At 61.5% G+C, this 17743-nt stretch carries 15 protein-coding genes; 14 read left to right on the forward strand and 1 reads right to left on the reverse strand.

Annotation, left to right across the window (positions count from 1 at the left end; all coding sequences use genetic code 11):
• The first annotated feature begins 2 nt into the window (after window positions 1-2).
• From NAT49_RS13700 to nuoN, 12 genes are all read left to right on the forward strand, one after another.
• The gene (locus NAT49_RS13700) at window positions 3-680 is read left to right on the forward strand and encodes a NuoB/complex I 20 kDa subunit family protein (RefSeq protein ID WP_251595153.1); all 678 of its coding nucleotides are present in this window, start codon (window positions 3-5) and stop codon (window positions 678-680) included.
• A 28-nt stretch (window positions 681-708) separates the two neighbouring features.
• The gene (gene nuoC / locus NAT49_RS13705; RefSeq protein ID WP_251595155.1) at window positions 709-2481 is read left to right on the forward strand and encodes an NADH-quinone oxidoreductase subunit C/D; all 1773 of its coding nucleotides are present in this window, start codon (window positions 709-711) and stop codon (window positions 2479-2481) included.
• A 10-nt stretch (window positions 2482-2491) separates the two neighbouring features.
• Entirely contained in the window at window positions 2492-3007 is a 516-nt protein-coding gene (gene nuoE / locus NAT49_RS13710; RefSeq protein WP_285836148.1) for an NADH-quinone oxidoreductase subunit NuoE, read from the forward strand.
• Window positions 3004-4362: an NADH-quinone oxidoreductase subunit NuoF gene (gene nuoF / locus NAT49_RS13715; RefSeq protein ID WP_251595157.1), complete on the forward strand. Its 1359-nt coding sequence runs from the start codon at window positions 3004-3006 to the stop codon at window positions 4360-4362. Before nuoE ends, nuoF begins: the two co-directional genes overlap by 4 nt.
• A gap of 82 nt (window positions 4363-4444) precedes the next feature.
• Window positions 4445-7168, forward strand: a complete 2724-nt coding sequence (nuoG, locus tag NAT49_RS13720) for an NADH-quinone oxidoreductase subunit NuoG (RefSeq protein ID WP_251595159.1) — start codon at window positions 4445-4447, stop codon at window positions 7166-7168.
• Window positions 7165-8151 carry an NADH-quinone oxidoreductase subunit NuoH gene (gene nuoH, locus NAT49_RS13725; RefSeq protein ID WP_251595161.1) on the forward strand — a complete coding sequence of 329 codons (987 nt, stop codon included), beginning with the start codon at window positions 7165-7167 and terminating at the stop codon, window positions 8149-8151. Before nuoG ends, nuoH begins: the two co-directional genes overlap by 4 nt.
• A gap of 10 nt (window positions 8152-8161) precedes the next feature.
• Window positions 8162-8701, forward strand: coding sequence for an NADH-quinone oxidoreductase subunit NuoI (nuoI, locus tag NAT49_RS13730; RefSeq protein WP_251595162.1), 540 nt, complete (start codon window positions 8162-8164; stop codon window positions 8699-8701).
• Between the two features lie 18 nt (window positions 8702-8719).
• On the forward strand, window positions 8720-9283 hold the full coding sequence (gene nuoJ, locus NAT49_RS13735; protein ID WP_251595164.1) for an NADH-quinone oxidoreductase subunit J: 564 nt from the start codon (window positions 8720-8722) through the stop codon (window positions 9281-9283).
• Window positions 9280-9588: an NADH-quinone oxidoreductase subunit NuoK gene (nuoK, locus tag NAT49_RS13740; RefSeq protein ID WP_251595166.1), complete on the forward strand. Its 309-nt coding sequence runs from the start codon at window positions 9280-9282 to the stop codon at window positions 9586-9588. The genes nuoJ and nuoK overlap by 4 nt, the downstream gene beginning before the upstream one ends.
• Window positions 9585-11441 carry an NADH-quinone oxidoreductase subunit L gene (gene nuoL, locus NAT49_RS13745; protein WP_251595168.1) on the forward strand — a complete coding sequence of 619 codons (1857 nt, stop codon included), beginning with the start codon at window positions 9585-9587 and terminating at the stop codon, window positions 11439-11441. The genes nuoK and nuoL overlap by 4 nt, the downstream gene beginning before the upstream one ends.
• A 23-nt stretch (window positions 11442-11464) precedes the next feature.
• Entirely contained in the window at window positions 11465-12988 is a 1524-nt protein-coding gene (gene nuoM, locus NAT49_RS13750; RefSeq protein ID WP_251595170.1) for an NADH-quinone oxidoreductase subunit M, read from the forward strand.
• Between the two features lie 7 nt (window positions 12989-12995).
• Window positions 12996-14453, forward strand: coding sequence for an NADH-quinone oxidoreductase subunit NuoN (gene nuoN / locus NAT49_RS13755; protein ID WP_251595172.1), 1458 nt, complete (start codon window positions 12996-12998; stop codon window positions 14451-14453).
• A 31-nt stretch (window positions 14454-14484) separates the two neighbouring features.
• Here the strand turns inward: nuoN and NAT49_RS13760 are convergent, their stop codons facing one another.
• Complete coding sequence (locus NAT49_RS13760) at window positions 14485-15447, reverse strand: esterase-like activity of phytase family protein (protein WP_251595174.1); 963 nt, start codon at window positions 15445-15447, stop codon at window positions 14485-14487.
• Window positions 15448-15512: 65 nt separating this feature from the next.
• Between NAT49_RS13760 and dapB the strand changes: the two genes are divergently transcribed.
• Both dapB and carA read left to right on the forward strand, forming a co-directional pair.
• Window positions 15513-16319 carry a 4-hydroxy-tetrahydrodipicolinate reductase gene (gene dapB / locus NAT49_RS13765; RefSeq protein WP_251595176.1) on the forward strand — a complete coding sequence of 269 codons (807 nt, stop codon included), beginning with the start codon at window positions 15513-15515 and terminating at the stop codon, window positions 16317-16319.
• Between the two features lie 227 nt (window positions 16320-16546).
• Complete coding sequence (gene carA, locus NAT49_RS13770; RefSeq protein WP_251595178.1) at window positions 16547-17692, forward strand: glutamine-hydrolyzing carbamoyl-phosphate synthase small subunit; 1146 nt, start codon at window positions 16547-16549, stop codon at window positions 17690-17692.
• The last annotated feature ends 51 nt before the right edge of the window (window positions 17693-17743 follow it).

A 17743-nucleotide genomic window follows, 5' to 3' on the forward strand; every position in this document is an offset into this window, starting at 1 on the left:
CCATGCAATATAAGCTCACGCGCATTGACCCCAATGCGCCCGAGACAAGCCAGTACCCCGCCGGCGAGCGCCGCACCGTCGACGACCCCATGAAGCAGCAGGTGCACAAGAACGTGTTCATGGGCAAGCTCGAAGACGTCATGAACAATGCCGTGAACTGGGGGCGCAAGAACTCGCTCTGGCCCTACAATTTCGGCCTGTCCTGCTGCTATGTGGAAATGACCACCGCGTTTACCGCGCCTCATGACGTGGCCCGTTTCGGCGCCGAGGTCATCCGTGCTTCCCCGCGTCAGGCGGATTTCATGGTCATTGCCGGCACCTGCTTCATCAAGATGGCTCCGGTCATCCAGCAGCTTTACGACCAGATGCTGGAGCCCAAGTGGGTTATCTCCATGGGGTCGTGTGCCAATTCGGGCGGCATGTACGACATCTATTCGGTCGTGCAGGGGGTCGATAAGTTCCTGCCGGTGGATGTGTACATTCCAGGCTGCCCGCCCCGGCCCGAAGCGTTCCTTCAGGGCCTGCAGCTGCTTCAGGACTCGATTCAGGAAGAGCGACGTCCTTTGTCATGGGTCGTGGGCGACCAGGGCGTCTATCGCGCCGAAATGCCCTCGCAGCGCGAAAAGAACCGCTCGGAACGCATTGCCGTCAAAGAGCTGCGCACCCCTGACCAGATCTAACAACCGCCTTTGAGCAAACGGATTGCCCATGACCGTGGATAACGCACAGCCGGCTGCAGCGGCCTCTTCCGAGGTCATCAACGAATTGATACGCGAGTTCGGTGCCGATGCACTGACCGTCCAGGAAACGCTGACCGCCATGCCGGTGGTTTGGGTTGGACGCGACCAGCTCGAGCATGTGCTGCACTTTCTGAAACACTGCCCCAAGCCCTACGTGATGCTCTATGACCTGCATGGCGTCGACGAGCGGCTTCGAACCTACCGCCGTGGTCTGCCCGAGGCCGACTTCACGGTGTTTTATCAATTGATGTCGATCGAGCGTAACAGCGACATCATGATCAAGGTGGCGCTGTCGGAAAAGGACCTCGTCCTTCCAAGCGTGGTGAAGCACTACCCCAATGCCAACTGGTACGAACGGGAAGTGTTCGACATGTTCGGCATCGAGTTCACCAACCACCCGCATCTGACCCGCGTTTTGATGCCGCCGACCTGGAACGGCCACCCGCTTCGAAAGGATTACCCGGCGCGTGCGACCGAGTTCGATCCCTATACGCTCACGATGGAAGGCCAGGACCGGGAGCAGGAAGCGCTCAAGTTCGATCCGGAAGCGTGGGGCATGAAGCGTCATACCGACGACGCCGATTTCATGTTTCTGAACCTGGGGCCGAACCACCCGTCGGCCCACGGCGCGTTTCGCATCGTTTTGCAGCTCGATGGCGAGGAGATTCTCGACTGCGTCCCGGACATCGGTTACCACCATCGCGGCGCCGAAAAGATGGCCGAGCGTCAGTCCTGGCACAGCTATATTCCCTACACCGACCGGATCGACTACACCGGCGGGGTCATGAACAACCTGCCGTATGTGCTGGCGGCGGAGAAGCTCGCTGGCATTACCGTGACCGACCGCGCCGAGTTCATTCGCGTGATGATGGCGGAAATGTTCCGGATCAACTCGCATCTATTGTTCCTGGGCACGTATCTACAGGATCTGGGCGCCATGTCGCCGGTGTTCTTCTCGTTCACCGACCGTCAGAAAGCCTATGAAGTGATCGAGGCCATCACCGGGTTTCGCATGCACCCGGCGTGGTTCCGCATCGGTGGTGTCGCGCACGACCTGCCGCGGGGCTGGGAACAGCTGGTGCGTGGCTTCCTCGACTGGATGCCGGCCCGGCTCGATGAGTACGAGCGCGCGATGATGGACAACGCCATCGTTCGTGAGCGTACCCGCGGTGTGGCGGCGTTCACTCAGAGCGAGGCCTTCGAATGGGGCGTGACCGGGCCGAACCTTCGCGCCACCGGCGTCGACTTCGATCTTCGCAAGAAGCGGCCCTACAGCGGCTACGACAAGTTCGAGTTCGATGTGCCGCTGGCCTCCGGCGGCGACGTGTTCGACCGCGGCATGCTCAGAATCGAGGAAATGCGCCAGAGCCTTCGCATCATCCGCCAGTGCGTGGACCACATGCCGGCCGGCGATTACAAGGCCGATCACCCGCTGACCACGCCGCCGCCCAGGGAGAAGATGCTTCAGCACATCGAGACGCTGATCACGCACTTCCTGCAGGTTTCCTGGGGGCCGGTGCTCAAGGCCAACGAATCGATGCAGATGATCGAGGCCACCAAGGGCATCAACAGCTACTACCTGACCAGCGACGGCAGCACCATGAGCTACCGCACGCGCATAAGAACCCCGAGCTACCCGCACCTTCAGCAGATTCCGGCGGTAATGCGTGGCGGCTTCGTGCCGGACTTGATCGCGCACCTGGGCAGTATTGATTTCGTAATGGCCGACGTGGACCGGTGAGGATAACGACATGACACAACCGACCAGCTTGATCGCAAGCGACCGTGCCCGGCCCGAGTTCGATATGCATGACGAGGACCGTCACGCCATCGAGCACGAGATGTCGCATTACGAAAACCCACGCGCCGCCTCGATCGGTGCACTCAAGATCGTCCAGAAACGCCACGGCTGGGTGCCGGATGGGGCGATCTACGCCATCAGCGACATTCTCGGGATTCCCTCGAGCGACGTGGAAGGCGTAGCGACGTTCTACAGCCTGATTTTCCGCCAGCCCGTCGGCCGGCACGTCATTTTGCTCTGCGACAGCATGACCTGCTACATCGACGGTTATGAGGCCGTGAAAGAGGCGCTTGCGCGCCAGCTCGGCATTCAGATGGGCCAGACCACCGAGGACGGCCGGTTCACGCTGTTGCCGGTGTGCTGCCTCGGCAACTGTGACAAGGGCCCCGCCATGATGGTGGACGAAGACATCCATGGCCCGGTCACGCCGGACAACGTCATGCAGCTTCTGGAGACCTATTCATGAGCACACGTCCCTTTGCCTCGTTCGGCACCATCAACGCCATGCCGCGTGCCGAGGAAACTCACCCGCTGACCTGGCGGCTGCGAGATGATGGCGCGATGGTCGCCCTCGACGAATACCGCGACAAGCACGGCTACGAAGGCGCCAAGAACGCGCTCGGCATGAAGAGCGACGACATCTCGGAGCTGGTCAAGGAAGCCGGGCTCAAGGGCCGCGGCGGCGCGGGATTCCCGGCCGGCGTCAAGTGGAGCCTGACCGCCAAGGGCGAGGAGATGCCCCGCGGGTACGTGGTCTGCAACGCCGACGAGATGGAGCCCAATACCTACAAGGACCGCATGCTGATGGAGCAGATGCCGCATCTGCTGATCGAGGGCATGATCATTTCGGCGCTCGCCAACAATGCGTTTCGGGGCTACATCTTCCTGCGCGGGGAATACCACGACGCCGCCGCGAGCATCGAGCGTGCGCTTGCCGAGGCCCGCGAGGCCGGCATTTTGGGTACGAGCGTGCTGGGCAGCGAGTTCGATTTCGACATCTTCCTGCACACCGGTGCCGGCCGCTACATCTGCGGTGAAGAGACCGCGCTGATCAACTCGCTGGAAGGCCGGCGCGCCAACCCGCGCTCCAAACCGCCGTTTCCGGGCCAAAGCGGCGCCTGGGGCAAGCCGACGGTGGTCAATAACGTCGAAACGCTCTGCAACGCACCGCCCATTCTCTACCACGGCAAGGCGTGGTATCTGGGGCTTGCGCTTGAGGGCAGCGACGACGGCGGCACCAAACTTTTCGGTTTTACCGGTCAGCTCAAGAACCCGGGCCTTTGGGAGCTGCCGCTTGGCACGCCCGCCCGGGAAATCTTCGAGGACTACGCCCAAGGCATGAAGGATGGCTACCGGCTCAAGGCCTGGCAGCCCGGCGGCGCCGGCACCGGCTTTTTGTTGCCGGAGCATCTTTCGGCGCAGATGTGCTCCAACGGCATCGATGAGGTCGGCACCCGCATGGGCACTGGCCTGTCACTGGCCGTCGATCACACCGTCAGCATGGTCTCGCTTCTAAGAAACATGGAAGAGTTCTTCGCGCGCGAATCCTGCGGCTGGTGTACGCCATGCCGCGATGGCCTGCCGTGGACGGTCAAGATCCTGAGCTCACTCGAGCGGGGTGAAGGCGAGCAGGGCGACATCGAGCTCCTCGAGGAGCTGACCGGCAAGCTCGGGCCCGGCAAGACGTTCTGTGCCCACGCCCCCGGTGCCGTCGAGCCGCTGGCCAGCGCGATCCAGTACTTCCGTGATGAATTCGAACAAGGCATTAGCCACCCAAGGCGCGCGGCCCACGCCGAACCGATTCCCGTGGGCTCCATCTAGCGCTGATGCATGCCCGCAAGGGCCGACCGATTTTGACTAAACGCTGCCCGGCATGGATCGGGCATGAGGATGGGATAACGCCATGGCAACCATTCATGTCGACGGCAAGGACTACGAGGTCGACGGCAGCGACAATCTGCTGCACGCCTGTCTTTCGCTCGGGCTCGACATACCCTATTTCTGCTGGCACCCGGCGCTTGGGAGCGTTGGGGCCTGCCGCCAGTGTGCGGTCAAGCAGTATAAGGACAAGGACGACGACCGCGGGACGCTGGTGATGTCCTGCATGGCGCCGGTGGAGGATGACGCCTACATCTCGATCGAGGATGGCGAGGCGGCTGAATTCCGCGAAAGCGTGATCGAGTGGCTGATGGCCAACCACCCGCACGACTGCCCGGTGTGCGAGGAGGGCGGCCACTGTCATCTTCAGGACATGACGGTGATGACCGGCCATGACGATCGCCGCTATCGCTTTACCAAGCGTACCCACCGCAATCAGTACCTTGGCCCGTTCATTGCCCATGAGATGAACCGCTGCATCACCTGCTACCGCTGTGTCCGGTTCTACAAGGACTACGCCGGCGGCGAGGATCTGGGTGCGTTCGGCGCCCACAGCAACATCTACTTCGGCCGGACCACCGAGGGCACGCTTGAAAGCGAGTTTTCCGGCAATTTGACCGAAGTCTGCCCGACCGGCGTCTTCACCGATCAGACCCACTCCGACCACTACACCCGCAAGTGGGACATGCAGTATGCGCCAAGCATCTGTCATCAGTGCTCCAGCGGCTGCAATACGAGCCCCGGCGAACGCTACGGCGAAGTGCGTCGGATCGAGAACCGCTACAACGGCAGCGTCAATCACTACTTCCTCTGCGACCGGGGGCGATTCGGCTACGGTTACGTCAACCGCGATGACCGCCCGCGTCATCCGGAAATTCGGGAAGACGGGGTCATGCGAACGGCAGACGTCGGCCCGGCGCTGGATCACCTGGCCGACCAGCTCAGACAGACCTCGAAGGTGATCGGCATCGGCTCGCCTCGAGCAAGCCTTGAAAGCAACTACGCCCTGCGCGAGCTGGTCGGCGAGGCGAACTTCTCGGTCGGCATCGATCGCGCCGAATGGGAGCGCGTGACCTTGATGCGCCGCATTCTGGAGGAGGGCGCCCTGCCCACGCCGTCGATGCGCGACATCGAACACCACGACGCCGTGATTATCCTGGGCGAAGATTTGACCCAAACGGCCGCCCGCGAGGCGCTGGCGGTGCGTCAGGTGGCCAACGCCAAGCGCAACGAGCTGGCCCGCGCCAACAATGTCCCCGAGTGGAATTTCAACGCGGCCGAAACGCTCGCTCAGGGGCGCAAGCTCCCGGTGGTCGTGGCAACGCCTGCCGAGACCAAGCTCGACGACATTGCCTCACACGTTTACCGCGGCTCGGTCTCCGGCATCGCGCGGCTCGGTCATGCGCTCGCACACGCCCTCGACGACGCCGCACCGAGCGTTGAGCTCGATGAGGATGATCGCACGCTGATCGACGCGCTGGTCGAGGTGATCAAGGGCGCCGAGCGGCCACTGATTGTCTCCGGCGGTTCGCTCAAGTCCAGGGCCGTGATCGAAGCCAGTGCCAATCTGGCACGGGCATTCAAGGCGGCGGGCAAGAACGGCTCTCTGCGCCTGATCAGTGGTGAAGCCAACAGCACAGGGCTTGCCCTGATGGGCGGCATGGCGCTCGAGGACGCGCTCGAGGCGCTGGATGACACCACGGCGCTGGTGGTGCTTGAAAACGATCTTTATCACCGGCTGCCCCGCGCCGAGGCCGAACGTGCCTTCGAGCGCGCAGCGTTCACGGTTGCCATCGATCATCAGCGAACGCCGACGGTCGAGCGCGCCGAGATCGTACTGCCGGCCGGCACGTTCGCCGAAAGCGACGGGACGCTTGTTAACCACGAAGGCCGCGCCCAGCGGTTCTTCCAGGTCTACGACCCGAGCTATTACCGCCCGGATGATCTGACCCATGAGAGCTGGCGCTGGCTGCACGCGCTTCACACCACGCTCGAACAGCGCGAGGTGGACTGGACCCAGCTCGATCAGGTCACTGCACACTGCGCAAAGGCGATTCCAACGCTTGCCGGGATCGAAAACGCCGCACCCAGCGCCTCGTTCCGCATTCGCGGACAGAAGATCGCCCGAATGCCGCACCGCTCCAGTGGCCGAACGGCCATGCGCGCCAACATCAGTGTGCATGAGCCGCGTACCCCGCAGGACGTCGATACCCCGCTTTCGTTTTCGATGGAAGGCTACAACGGTTACGCCGAACCGCGGGCCGAAGTGCCGTTTGCCTGGGCGCCGGGCTGGAACTCGCCGCAGGCCTGGAACAAGTTCCAGGATGAAGTCGGCGGCCACCTGACCGCGGGCGACCCCGGTATCCGGCTGATCGAGCGTGATGAGAGCGCCTCGGCGCTTTCGTACTTCACCGAGGTGCCGAGCCGCTCAAACGCGACCTGGCAGCTGGCGCCGCTGTATCACCTCTTTGGCAGCGAGCCGATGTCGGCCCGGGCCGCGCCGATTCAGGAGCGCATGTCCGAGCCGTACCTCGCGCTTCACCGGGATACCCTGATCGAAAAATCGCTTGCCGACGGGACGCCGGTGACGCTTGCCCAGGGTGACTGGACGGTTACGCTGCCGGTTCGTGCAAGCTCGGGCCTTCCGAGCGGCGTGATCGGCGTGCCGGTCGGCCTGCCCGGCATGCCGGTCGGTCTTGATTTCGATCAGGCCGTGACGTTCGACGTCGCCGAGGAGGTGCGCTCATGAGCTGGCTGACCCCGACCGTTGTCGAGACGTTGATCGCCGTGGCCCAGGCGATCGTGATTCTTTTGGGTGCGGTGATTGCGGGCGCACTTTTGAGCTTCGTCGAGCGTCGGGTGCTCGCGATCTGGCAGGACCGCTACGGCCCCAACCGGGTCGGGCCGTTCGGCTCGCTTCAGCTGGTGGCCGACATGCTGAAGATGTTCTTCAAGGAGGACTGGATTCCAGTCTTTGCCGACAAGAAGATCTTTACTCTGGCACCGGCCATCGCGATGGCCTCGCTCCTTCTGTCGTTCATGATCATTCCGATCACGCCGAACTGGGGCGTGGCCGACATGAATGTGGGTCTTCTGTTCTTTTTCGCCATGGCGGGGATCAACGTCTACGCCGTCTTGTTCGCAGGCTACGCCAGCGCCAACAAGTACGCGCTCCTGGGGGCACTTCGCGCCTCGGCCCAGACGCTTTCGTACGAGGTGTTCATGGGGCTGTCGCTGATGGGTGTGGTCGCCATGGCCGGCACCTTCAACATGCGCGACATCGTCACGGCTCAGGCCGACATGTGGAACATCATCCCGCAGTTCTTCGGCTTCTGTACCTTCCTGGTGGCAGGCATTGCGGTCACGCACCGTGCGCCGTTTGACCAGCCGGAGGCCGAGCAGGAGCTCTCCGATGGCTACCACATCGAGTATTCCGGCATGAAGTGGGGCATGTTCTTTGTCGGCGAATACGTGGGCGTGGTGCTGATTTCGGCACTGATCGCCACGCTGTTCTTCGGCGGCTGGACCGGGCCGTTGCTTCCGCCCATCGTGTGGTTCCTGCTCAAGACCGGTTTTTTCGTTGCGTTTTTCGTGCTGCTGCGCGCCGCGCTCCCGCGCCCGCGCTATGACCGCGTAATGGGGTTTGGCTGGAAGTTCTGCCTGCCGCTGACGCTTATCAATCTACTTGTTACCGGCGCGGTGATTCTCATCACCTCGCCCGCGACGTCGTAAGGGGGACGGCATGATCAAAAGCATACTTGCCGGGACCTGGTCGCAGCTGCGCACGCTCGGCATGGTCTTTATGCATGCGTTTCGAAAACGCGAAACGCTTCAGTATCCGGAAGAAAAGGTCTATCTGCCCCCGCGGTATCGTGGGCGCATCGTGCTGACGCGTGACCCCGACGGCGAAGAGCGCTGTGTGGCGTGCAACCTGTGCGCGGTGGCTTGCCCGGTCGGCTGTATTTCGCTTCAAAAGGGCGAGAAGGACGATGGCCGCTGGTACCCGGAATTTTTCCGCATCAATTTCTCGCGCTGCATCTTCTGTGGGCTGTGTGAAGAAGCCTGCCCAACGTCGGCCATCCAGCTGACACCGGACTTCGAGCTTGGTGAGTACGACCGCCAGGAGCTGGTGTACGAGAAGGAAGACCTGCTGATTTCAGGGCCGGGCAAGGATCACAACTACAACTTTTACCGCGTCTCGGGGCTCGAGATTGCCGGTAAGAGCAAGGGGGCCGCGCAGAACGAGGCCGAACCGATCGACGTCAAGACGCTGTTGCCGTAACAGCCTAAGGATCTGCTCGTGGAATTTGCATTTTATCTGGCAGCGGCCGTGGCGGTGGTATCGACGCTCAGGGTCGTGACCAGCATCAATCCGGTGCACGCGCTCTTGTATCTGATCGTCTCGCTGATCGCGGTGGCGATGGTGTTCTTCGCTCTCGGCGCCCCCTTTGCAGGCGTACTCGAAATCATTGTTTACGCCGGCGCCATCATGGTGCTGTTCGTGTTCGTCGTCATGATGCTTAACCTGGGCCAGGCCGCCGTCGAGCAGGAAAACAGCTGGCTGAATCCGAAGATGTGGATCGGGCCGTCCATTTTAGTGGGCATCATGCTGGTGATGATGATCGTTGCGCTCTTCGCAAGCCCGGTCGAGGGCACCATTACCGGTGAACTGATCGACGCCAAGGGCGTGGGCGTGGCGCTGTTCGGGCCGTATGTATTGATGGTCGAGCTTGCCTCGATGCTGCTTCTTGGGGCGCTGGTCACGGCGTATCACCTTGGCCGCGACGACACGCTGCGCCCGGCCAGGGACATGAACGAAAGCCGCCAACATTTGACGCGCGATCACCGGGGGACACGCCAATGACCGGTATTCCAGTCGAACACGGGCTGCTTCTGGCCTCGATTCTGTTCGCCATCGGCCTTGCGGGACTGATGGTTCGACGCAACATGCTCTTCGTTCTGATGTGTCTTGAGATCATGATGAACGCGGCGGCACTTGCGTTCATCGTGGGCGGCACCCGTTGGGCCCAGCCCGACGGTCAGATCATGTTCATCATGGTGATCACGCTTGCCGCGGCCGAGGCAAGCATCGGCCTTGCGCTGCTCATTCAGCTCTATCGCCGCTTCAGGACCCTGGACATTGACCAGGTAAGTGAGATGAAAGGATGACCCTACTGCCTCTGGTTTTCGTCTTTCCGTTGCTGGGCGCCGTGCTCCTGGCCTTCATTCGCCAGATGCCACGGCCTCTTGCCGCAACGGTCGGGGTCGGCTCGATCGGGCTTGCGGCGCTCAGTGCGCTGGTCGTCGGCCTCGATTTTTTCTCAAATGGGGCGCAGCCGGTCACGGTGACGCTCTGGCAGTGGATCTCGGTCGGTGACTTCACCCCGCGCTTCTCGCTCTACGTCGATGGGCTGACGCTCACCATGATGAGCGTGATCACCGGCGTGGGCTTTCTGATCCACCTGTTTGCGTCGTGGTACATGACCGAGGATCTGAAAGACACGAGCGGCTATCTCTATACCCGCTTCTTCGCCTACATGAACCTGTTCGTGTTCAGCATGCTGCTGCTGGTGCTGGCCGATAACCTGATGCTCCTGTATCTGGGCTGGGAAGGGGTGGGGCTCTGCAGTTATCTGCTGATCGGCTACTACTACCGGGGGCTTGATAACGCCAAGGCGGCCTTCAAGGCCTTTATCGTTACCCGTGTGGGCGATGTGTTTCTGGCCATCGGCATGTTCATCCTGTTTGCCAAGTTCCAGACCCTCGACATTCAGACGCTGCTTCAGCAGGCGCCAAAGGCGTGGGCGCAGGGCGATCTGATGGCGGAAGTCGCGGCACTGATGCTGCTCGGTGGTGCGGTCGGTAAGTCGGCCCAGCTGCCGCTTCAGACCTGGCTTGCCGATGCGATGGCAGGTCCGACGCCGGTCTCTGCGCTGATTCACGCCGCGACCATGGTGACCGCCGGGGTCTATCTGATCGCGCGAACGCACGTCATCTTCGAGCTGGCGCCGATGACGCTCGAACTGGTCGGGATCATCGGCGCGGCCACGCTCCTGATCGCCGGGTTCTCGGCGCTTGCCCAAACCGACATCAAGCGTGTGCTGGCCTATTCGACCATGAGCCAGATCGGCTACATGTTCCTGGCGCTTGGCGTTCAGGCCTGGGACGCCGCGATCTTCCACCTGATGATCCATGCGTTCTTCAAGGCGCTGTTGTTCCTGACATCGGGCTCGGTGATCATTGCCTGTCATCACGAGCAGGACATGTTCAAGATGGGCGGGCTTCGAAAGCCATTGAAGCTCGCTTACGCCTGTTTCTGGGTTGGGGGCGCAGCGCTTGCGGCGCTGCCGATCGTGACCGCGGGCTTCTATTCGAAAGACGAGATTCTGTGGCTGTCGTTCGCCTCGGGCCATGAAGTGCTTTGGTTCTTTGGGTTGGTCGGGGCCTTTTTGACCTCGCTGTACACCTTCCGAATGATCTTTATTACCTTCCATGGCGAGGCCAATACCGAAGCGCATGCGCCAAAGGGGCTTGCGCATCATCTGCCGCTGGTGACGCTTCTGGTGCTGTCGACCTTTGTCGGCGCGCTGATCCACCCGCCACTGGAAGGCGTTCTTCCGGCCTCGCCCGAGGGTGACAGCGAAAGCCTCAAGCTGATCTTCGAGGTGCTGTCCTCGGTGGTCGCAATCGTTGGGCTTGGCATCGCGGCGGCGCTCTTCCTCGGCCGCAGGCGGTTGGTCAAGGCACTGGTCAAGACCGATCTGGGTCGCAACGGCTGGCGCTTTTTCAACAGCGCATTTGCCTTTGACTGGCTTTATGACTGGCTTATCGTCAAGCCGTTTCTGGCCATCGCCTGGCTCCATCGGGTGGACTGGATCAACGCGCTGGTCAACATCTGGCCCTGGCTTGCAAAGCAGGCCCACCGGGGCCTTAGCGTGACCCAGACCGGGCGTATTCGCTGGTACGCAGGCTCGATCACGGCAGGAGCAACCCTGATGCTGGTGCTGCTGGTTCTCGGATAACGACACAAGGAACTGTTAACGTCATGATCCTGCTTTGGCTCATACTCATTCCGTTTATCGGCGGCCTGCTGTGCTGGCAAACCGAGCGGTTCGGCATCAAGCCGCCGCGTGTAATCGCGCTGGTCACGATGCTATTGGAGCTTGCGATCGCGATCGTGCTCTGGTGGCACGGGGACTACGGGCTCGCGGACACCATCGGCGATACGCCGAACTGGGTGCTCGAATATCAACTGCCGTGGATCGAGCGCTTCGGCATCAGCTTCCATCTGGGGCTTGATGGCCTGTCGTTGATCATGATCCTGCTGACCGGGTTCCTGGGCGTTCTGGCCGTGACTTGTTCGTGGGCAGAGATCGACCGGCGCGTTGGCTTCTTCCACCTGAACCTTCTGTGGATCATCGGGGCGGTGGTCGGCATCTTCCTCGCGATCGACCTGTTTCTGTTCTTCTTTTTCTGGGAAATGATGCTGGTCCCGATGTACTTCCTGATCGCGCTGTGGGGTCACAGCGGGTCAAAGGGGAACTCGCGGGTCGGTGCGGCGATGAAGTTCTTCATCTACACCCAGGCTTCCGGGCTCTTGATGCTGGTGGCGATTCTGGGGCTGGTGTTCGCGCATTTCCTTCAGGCGGGCGTGTTCACGTTCGATTATTCGGTACTTCGAACGACCACATTGTCCGAGCCGGTGGCGATGCTTCTGATGCTCGGGTTCTTTATCGCCTTCGCGGTGAAGCTTCCGGTGGTGCCGCTTCATGGCTGGCTGCCGGATGCCCACGCTCAGGCGCCGACCGCGGGCAGTGTCGATCTGGCCGGGATTCTTCTGAAAACCGCCGCCTACGGCATGCTGCGCTTCATGATGCCGATGTTCCCGGACGCAGCGATGCAGTTCGCGCCGGTTGCGATGGCGCTCGGGTTGATCGGGATTTTCTACGGCGCCGTCATGGCGTTTTCCCAGACCGATGTCAAACGCTTGATCGCCTGCTCGAGCATTTCCCACATGGGCTTCGTGCTGATCGGCATTTTCTCCAATACGTTGATCTCGCTGCAGGGCGTGGTCGCGTTGATGGTTGCGCACGCGTTTTCCTCGGCCGGGCTCTTTATCGTGAGTGGCCAGCTCTATGAGCGGCTCGGCACGCGAGACATGCGTGAGATGGGCGGGCTTTTTGGCAAGGTCGGAGCGCTTCCGGGCTTTGCGATGGTGTTCGTGATGGCCTCGCTCGGCATGCCGGGGACCGCCAATTTCATCGGGGAATTCCTGATTCTCTTCGGGGCGTTTGAAGTGGTGCCCTGGGTGGTGGTGGTCGCAAGCATCGGGTTGGTACTGGCCGCGGTCTATTCCCTGATCCTGATGCAGCGGATCTATTTTGGTCCGGCCAAGATCGATCGTGCCTACTCAGGCCTCGATACCCGTGAATTCCTGATGCTTTTGACGCTGTTCGTGCTCACCATCGCGCTCGGGTTCTTCCCGCAGCTGGTGCTGGATGTTTCCGAGCATGCCATGACCGAGGTGGTTACCTGGGTCTCCGCCGCCACGAACTCTTCGACACTGTAGGGCCGCCATGAATCTGACATCTTCACATCTAATTGCGCTTTTGCCGCTGATGCTGGTCTGTGTGACCGTGGTGATCGTCATGCTGACGGTGGCGTGGCGGCGCAGCCATTTCGTGAGCGCAACGCTTACGGTCATCGGCCTCAACGCCGCGCTTGCCTCCCTGATTCTGGTCGGGCAGGTCGCCCCGATTCAGGTCACGCCGCTGGTGATGATCGACCACTACAGTATCCTGTACATGGCGATGATCCTGATCGCGGCGCTTGCGTGTTCAACGCTTGCCTACGCCTACCTGGAAACGCTGCCGGATCAGCGCGATGAGTTCTATATGCTGCTTGGCTGCTCGGTGGCCGGCGGGCTTTTGCTGGTGTCGAGCCAGCATCTGACGTCGTTGTTCATCGGGCTCGAGCTGATGTCGCTGCCGCTCTATGGCATGGCGGCCTACGCCTTCAAGGAGCGGCTGTCGCTTGAGGCGGGCATCAAGTACATGGTGCTCTCGGCCATGGCGAGCGCGTTTCTACTGTTCGGGATGGCGCTTTTATACGCCGAAAGCGGCACGCTCTCGTTCACTGGCCTCGGGGCGAGTCTTGCCAATGACGCGCTTCACAGCAACTGGGTCGTGGCAGGCGTTGGCCTGATGGTCGTTGGGCTCGGTTTCAAGCTCTCCGTCGCGCCATTTCATCTGTGGACGCCGGACGTCTACGAAGGGGCGCCGGCACCGGTATCTGCGTTTCTGGCCACCGTCAGCAAGATTGCGGTGTTTGCGGTGCTGATGCGGTTGTTCAGTTTGGCACCGGCGACGGGGGACGGCTGGCTTCATACCGTGATCGCGTTGATGGCGCTGTTGTCGATGGTGGTGGGTAATCTGTTGGCACTGATGCAGAAAAACCTGAAACGCATCATCGGGTATTCGTCGATCGCGCATCTGGGCTATCTGTTGACGGCGCTGGTGGCGAGCGACGGTCTGGCGCTCGAGGCGGCGGCGATTTATCTGGCAACGTATGTGGCCACGACGCTCGGCGCGTTCGGCGTAATCACACTGGTCTCGAGCCCGTACAAGGGCTCGGATGCAGGGCTTTTGTACCATTACCGCGGTCTGTTCTGGCGCCGGCCGTACCTGACGGCGGTGCTGACCGTGATGATGCTGTCCCTTGCCGGCATTCCGATGACCGCTGGCTTCATCGGCAAGTTCTATATCTTCACCGTCGGGGTCGAATCCGAACTCTGGTGGCTGGTTGGGGGTGTGGTGCTTGGAAGCGCGCTGGGGCTTTATTACTACCTGCGGGTCATGGTCACGCTGTACCTGAAATCCGCCGATGAGCCCGAGCGCGATGCGCCAAACGACTGGGCGCAGCAGGTTGGTGGTCTGATGGTGCTGCTTTTGGCCGCGCTGGTGTTCTTGATCGGTGTCTACCCGCAGCCGTTGATCGATCTGGTGCAGATGGCCGGGATTCAGATGCCGATCTGATCGTGCGCTCGATGCCTTTGGAAAACGCCGCTTACTGCGGCGTTTTTTTATGGGGGAGCGTGATGTCCATGCAGCTCAATAGAGTGTGTTGAATCAGGTTGAAATTGTCGTCGCTGACCATGAGGTAACGGCCGGGCCTCAAGCGCGTCAGGCCCTCGAAGTTATCCAAAAGCCAGCCGTCGCTCGAGTACAGGGTGGCAAGTGTCGAGACGTCTGCGTGGTTCGATGAGTCGAGTCTTGCGTAGCGAAGTGAAATGGCAAGCGGCCTTGGCGGGTCGAAGGCGCGCTCGAGCGTCAAAATGCCCTCACCGAGAGGCGCAAGTGCGGTCAGGCTGCTTTGAGACGGCTCGGCCAGTTCGTAGTGCCACGTATGGCCGTGTACATCAAAAAGCCGCGTTGTCTTGGCCGGAGCGCCCCTGGGCGGCCGTTCGAGCCCGGCAATAATGGTGCCGTCCTCGAGGGTGCCGACCGCCTCGAGTCCACCGTTGTAGCGAACGCCGTCGAGCGCCTCGGGCCGAAGCGGAGCGCCGACGGCGCGGCCGTTCAGCGTGAAGTATTGCAGGCGGTCGTCGAGTTCCAGTCCGATCAACAGACGCTTTTGCCCTTGGGCGTCCTGGGTCAGCGTCATGCCTTCGGAGTCGCCGGCGCTGCTTTTGAGAATCCGGCCTCGGGGGTCGGTAAGCCGGGTGCTGCCCTGGATCGTCAGATCGCGGAGCGTATCGCCTTCAAAGGTGAGCGTGCCCCAGTAGAGGCGGGCGCGGTCGGAGAGCAGATAGAGCGTGTTCGTCTGCGCATCGAAGGCCAGATCCGAGATGCCGCCAAGCGTGTCGCCTTGCGGGGTCTCGCCGGGCAGGTTCAGGGTTCCGCACCACTGAACGCTTTCCGATGGGCCTTCGCCTGCCTGGCCCATGCTGACAGGGCCTGCCATCGAACAGCCACTCAGGGCCAGGCCAAGAGCATACGTGGCTAGAAGAATTCGGGGGTGCTTGGGCATCCGGTTGGCGACTCGATTGCGTTATAGTGCGCAAAAGCGTACTACAAGCCATCAAGAGGGACTACATGACACGTATTGCCATTATGGGTGCCGCCGGGCGCATGGGCCGTGTACTTCTAACCGCGGCGCATCAGGCCGATAACGCAACGCTCGGCGCTGCCGTGATTCGGCCGGGCAGCTCGCTGGTTGGCGTCGATGCCGGTGAGCTTGCCGGGCTTGGCCGGATTGATGTGGCCACAACGGGTGATGTGCGCGCCGTGGCCGACGATATCGATGTGTTGATCGATTTCACTACCCCGCAGTTGACGCTTGATAATCTGGCCTTTTGTGCCGAACACGGCAAGGCGATCGTGATTGGCACCACCGGCTTTACCGATGAAGAACTCGAAGCGCTCGACAGCTACAAGGACCGCGTACCGATGGTTTTTGCCGCCAACATGAGCACCGGGGTGAATCTGTTGGTAAACCTTTTGAAAACGGCGTCGAAGGCGCTGGGCGATGCCGGCTATGACATCGAGGTGATCGAGGCGCACCATCGCCATAAGGTCGATGCGCCCTCCGGCACGGCATTGATGCTCGGTGACGCGGTGGCCGAGCCGCTCGGGCGTACTCTCAAGGAGCATGGCGTGTTTGCCCGTGAAGGTCAGTGCGGCCCGCGGCGTGATGACGAGATCGGCTTCGCGACGGTCCGGGCCGGCGACATCGTCGGCGAGCACACGGTGCTGTTCGCGACCGAAGGCGAGCGCATTGAGCTTACCCACAAGGCCTCGAGCCGGATGACGTTCGGCAAGGGCGCGGTGCGGGCGGCTGCGTGGGTCGCAACACAGCCCGCTGGCCGGTTCGACATGCAGGATGTGCTCGGAATCAAGTGAGTCGCTGGTGTCGGCAGGCTGAATCGGGTATCATCGATCCAATTTGGCCGCCGACAGAGGGCGCGTCGAAGCCACCGTACACAAAAAGCGGGATGGAACCTCACAAGGCTTTCGTCCCGCTTTTTTGCGACCTGCAGGCTCGGCCCTGACTGCCCCTGAGCCGGTATCATCACGGCAACAAGGAAACGTCAGGCCCGAGAGATCGATAGTCTTGGGAGGATGTTGCGTTGAAACCGGCAATACTTGCATTGGAAGATGGCACTGTATTTCACGGTATTTCCATTGGTGCAGAAGGCGAAAGCAGCGGCGAAGTCGTCTTCAATACGGCGATGACCGGCTATCAGGAAATACTGACCGACCCCTCCTACTCCCGCCAGATCGTTACCCTCACATACCCCCACATCGGCAGCACCGGCATCAACGAAGAAGACATCGAGTCACAGCGCATCTGCGCCGCTGGCCTGATCATTCGTGATCTGCCCCGTCTGGTCAGTAACTTTCGAAGCGTTCGCGGCCTCGATGAGTATCTGGCCGCCCAGAACATTCAGGGCATTGCTGACATCGATACCCGCAAGCTGACGCGCATTTTGCGGGACAAGGGGGCTCAGAACGGCGCGATCCTTGCAGGCAGTGCTGCCGAAGGCGATGACGCCGCCGAGCGGGCGCTCGAGGCGGCGCGCGGGTTTCCGGGGCTCAAGGGGATGGATCTGGCGAAGGAATCGAGCGTCGAGAAAACGTTCGAGTGGCACGAAGGCGAGTGGGTGCTGGGCAAGGGGTATCTGGACGCGGCCGGTCAGAGCCGTCCGTACCACGTCGTGGCCTTTGATTACGGCACCAAGTACAACATCTTCCGCATGCTGACAAGCCGTGGCTGTCGAGTCACGGTGGTTCCGGCGCAGACGCCGGCCGATGACGTGCTGGCCATGAACCCGGATGGCGTGTTTCTTTCCAATGGCCCGGGCGACCCCGAGCCTTGCGATTACGCCATTACCGCAATTTCGGGCATTCTCGAGCGTGGCGTGCCGGTCTTCGGGATATGCCTCGGGCATCAGCTTCTGGCGCTGGCCAGTGGCGCCAAGACCGTCAAGATGGGGCATGGCCACCATGGTGCGAACCATCCGGTGCAGGACCTTGAGTCCGGCGTGGTCATGATCACCAGCCAGAACCACGGGTTCGCGGTTGATGAAACGACGCTTCCGGCCAACCTCAAGGCGACGCATCGCTCGCTGTTCGACCAGACGCTTCAAGGCATCGAGCGCACCGATTGCCCGGCCTTCAGCTTTCAGGGTCATCCGGAAGCGAGCCCGGGGCCGCACGATGTGGCGCCGCTGTTCGACCGGTTTGTCGCGATGATGGCCGAGCGCCGCAGTTAAGTCGCCGAACACGCTTTTTGTATTACATCACCAGGTTTACGCGGACACTGT

The organism is Larsenimonas suaedae (genome assembly GCF_023712105.1).
In the GTDB taxonomy this organism is placed as follows: Bacteria; Pseudomonadota; Gammaproteobacteria; order Pseudomonadales; family Halomonadaceae; genus Larsenimonas; species Larsenimonas suaedae.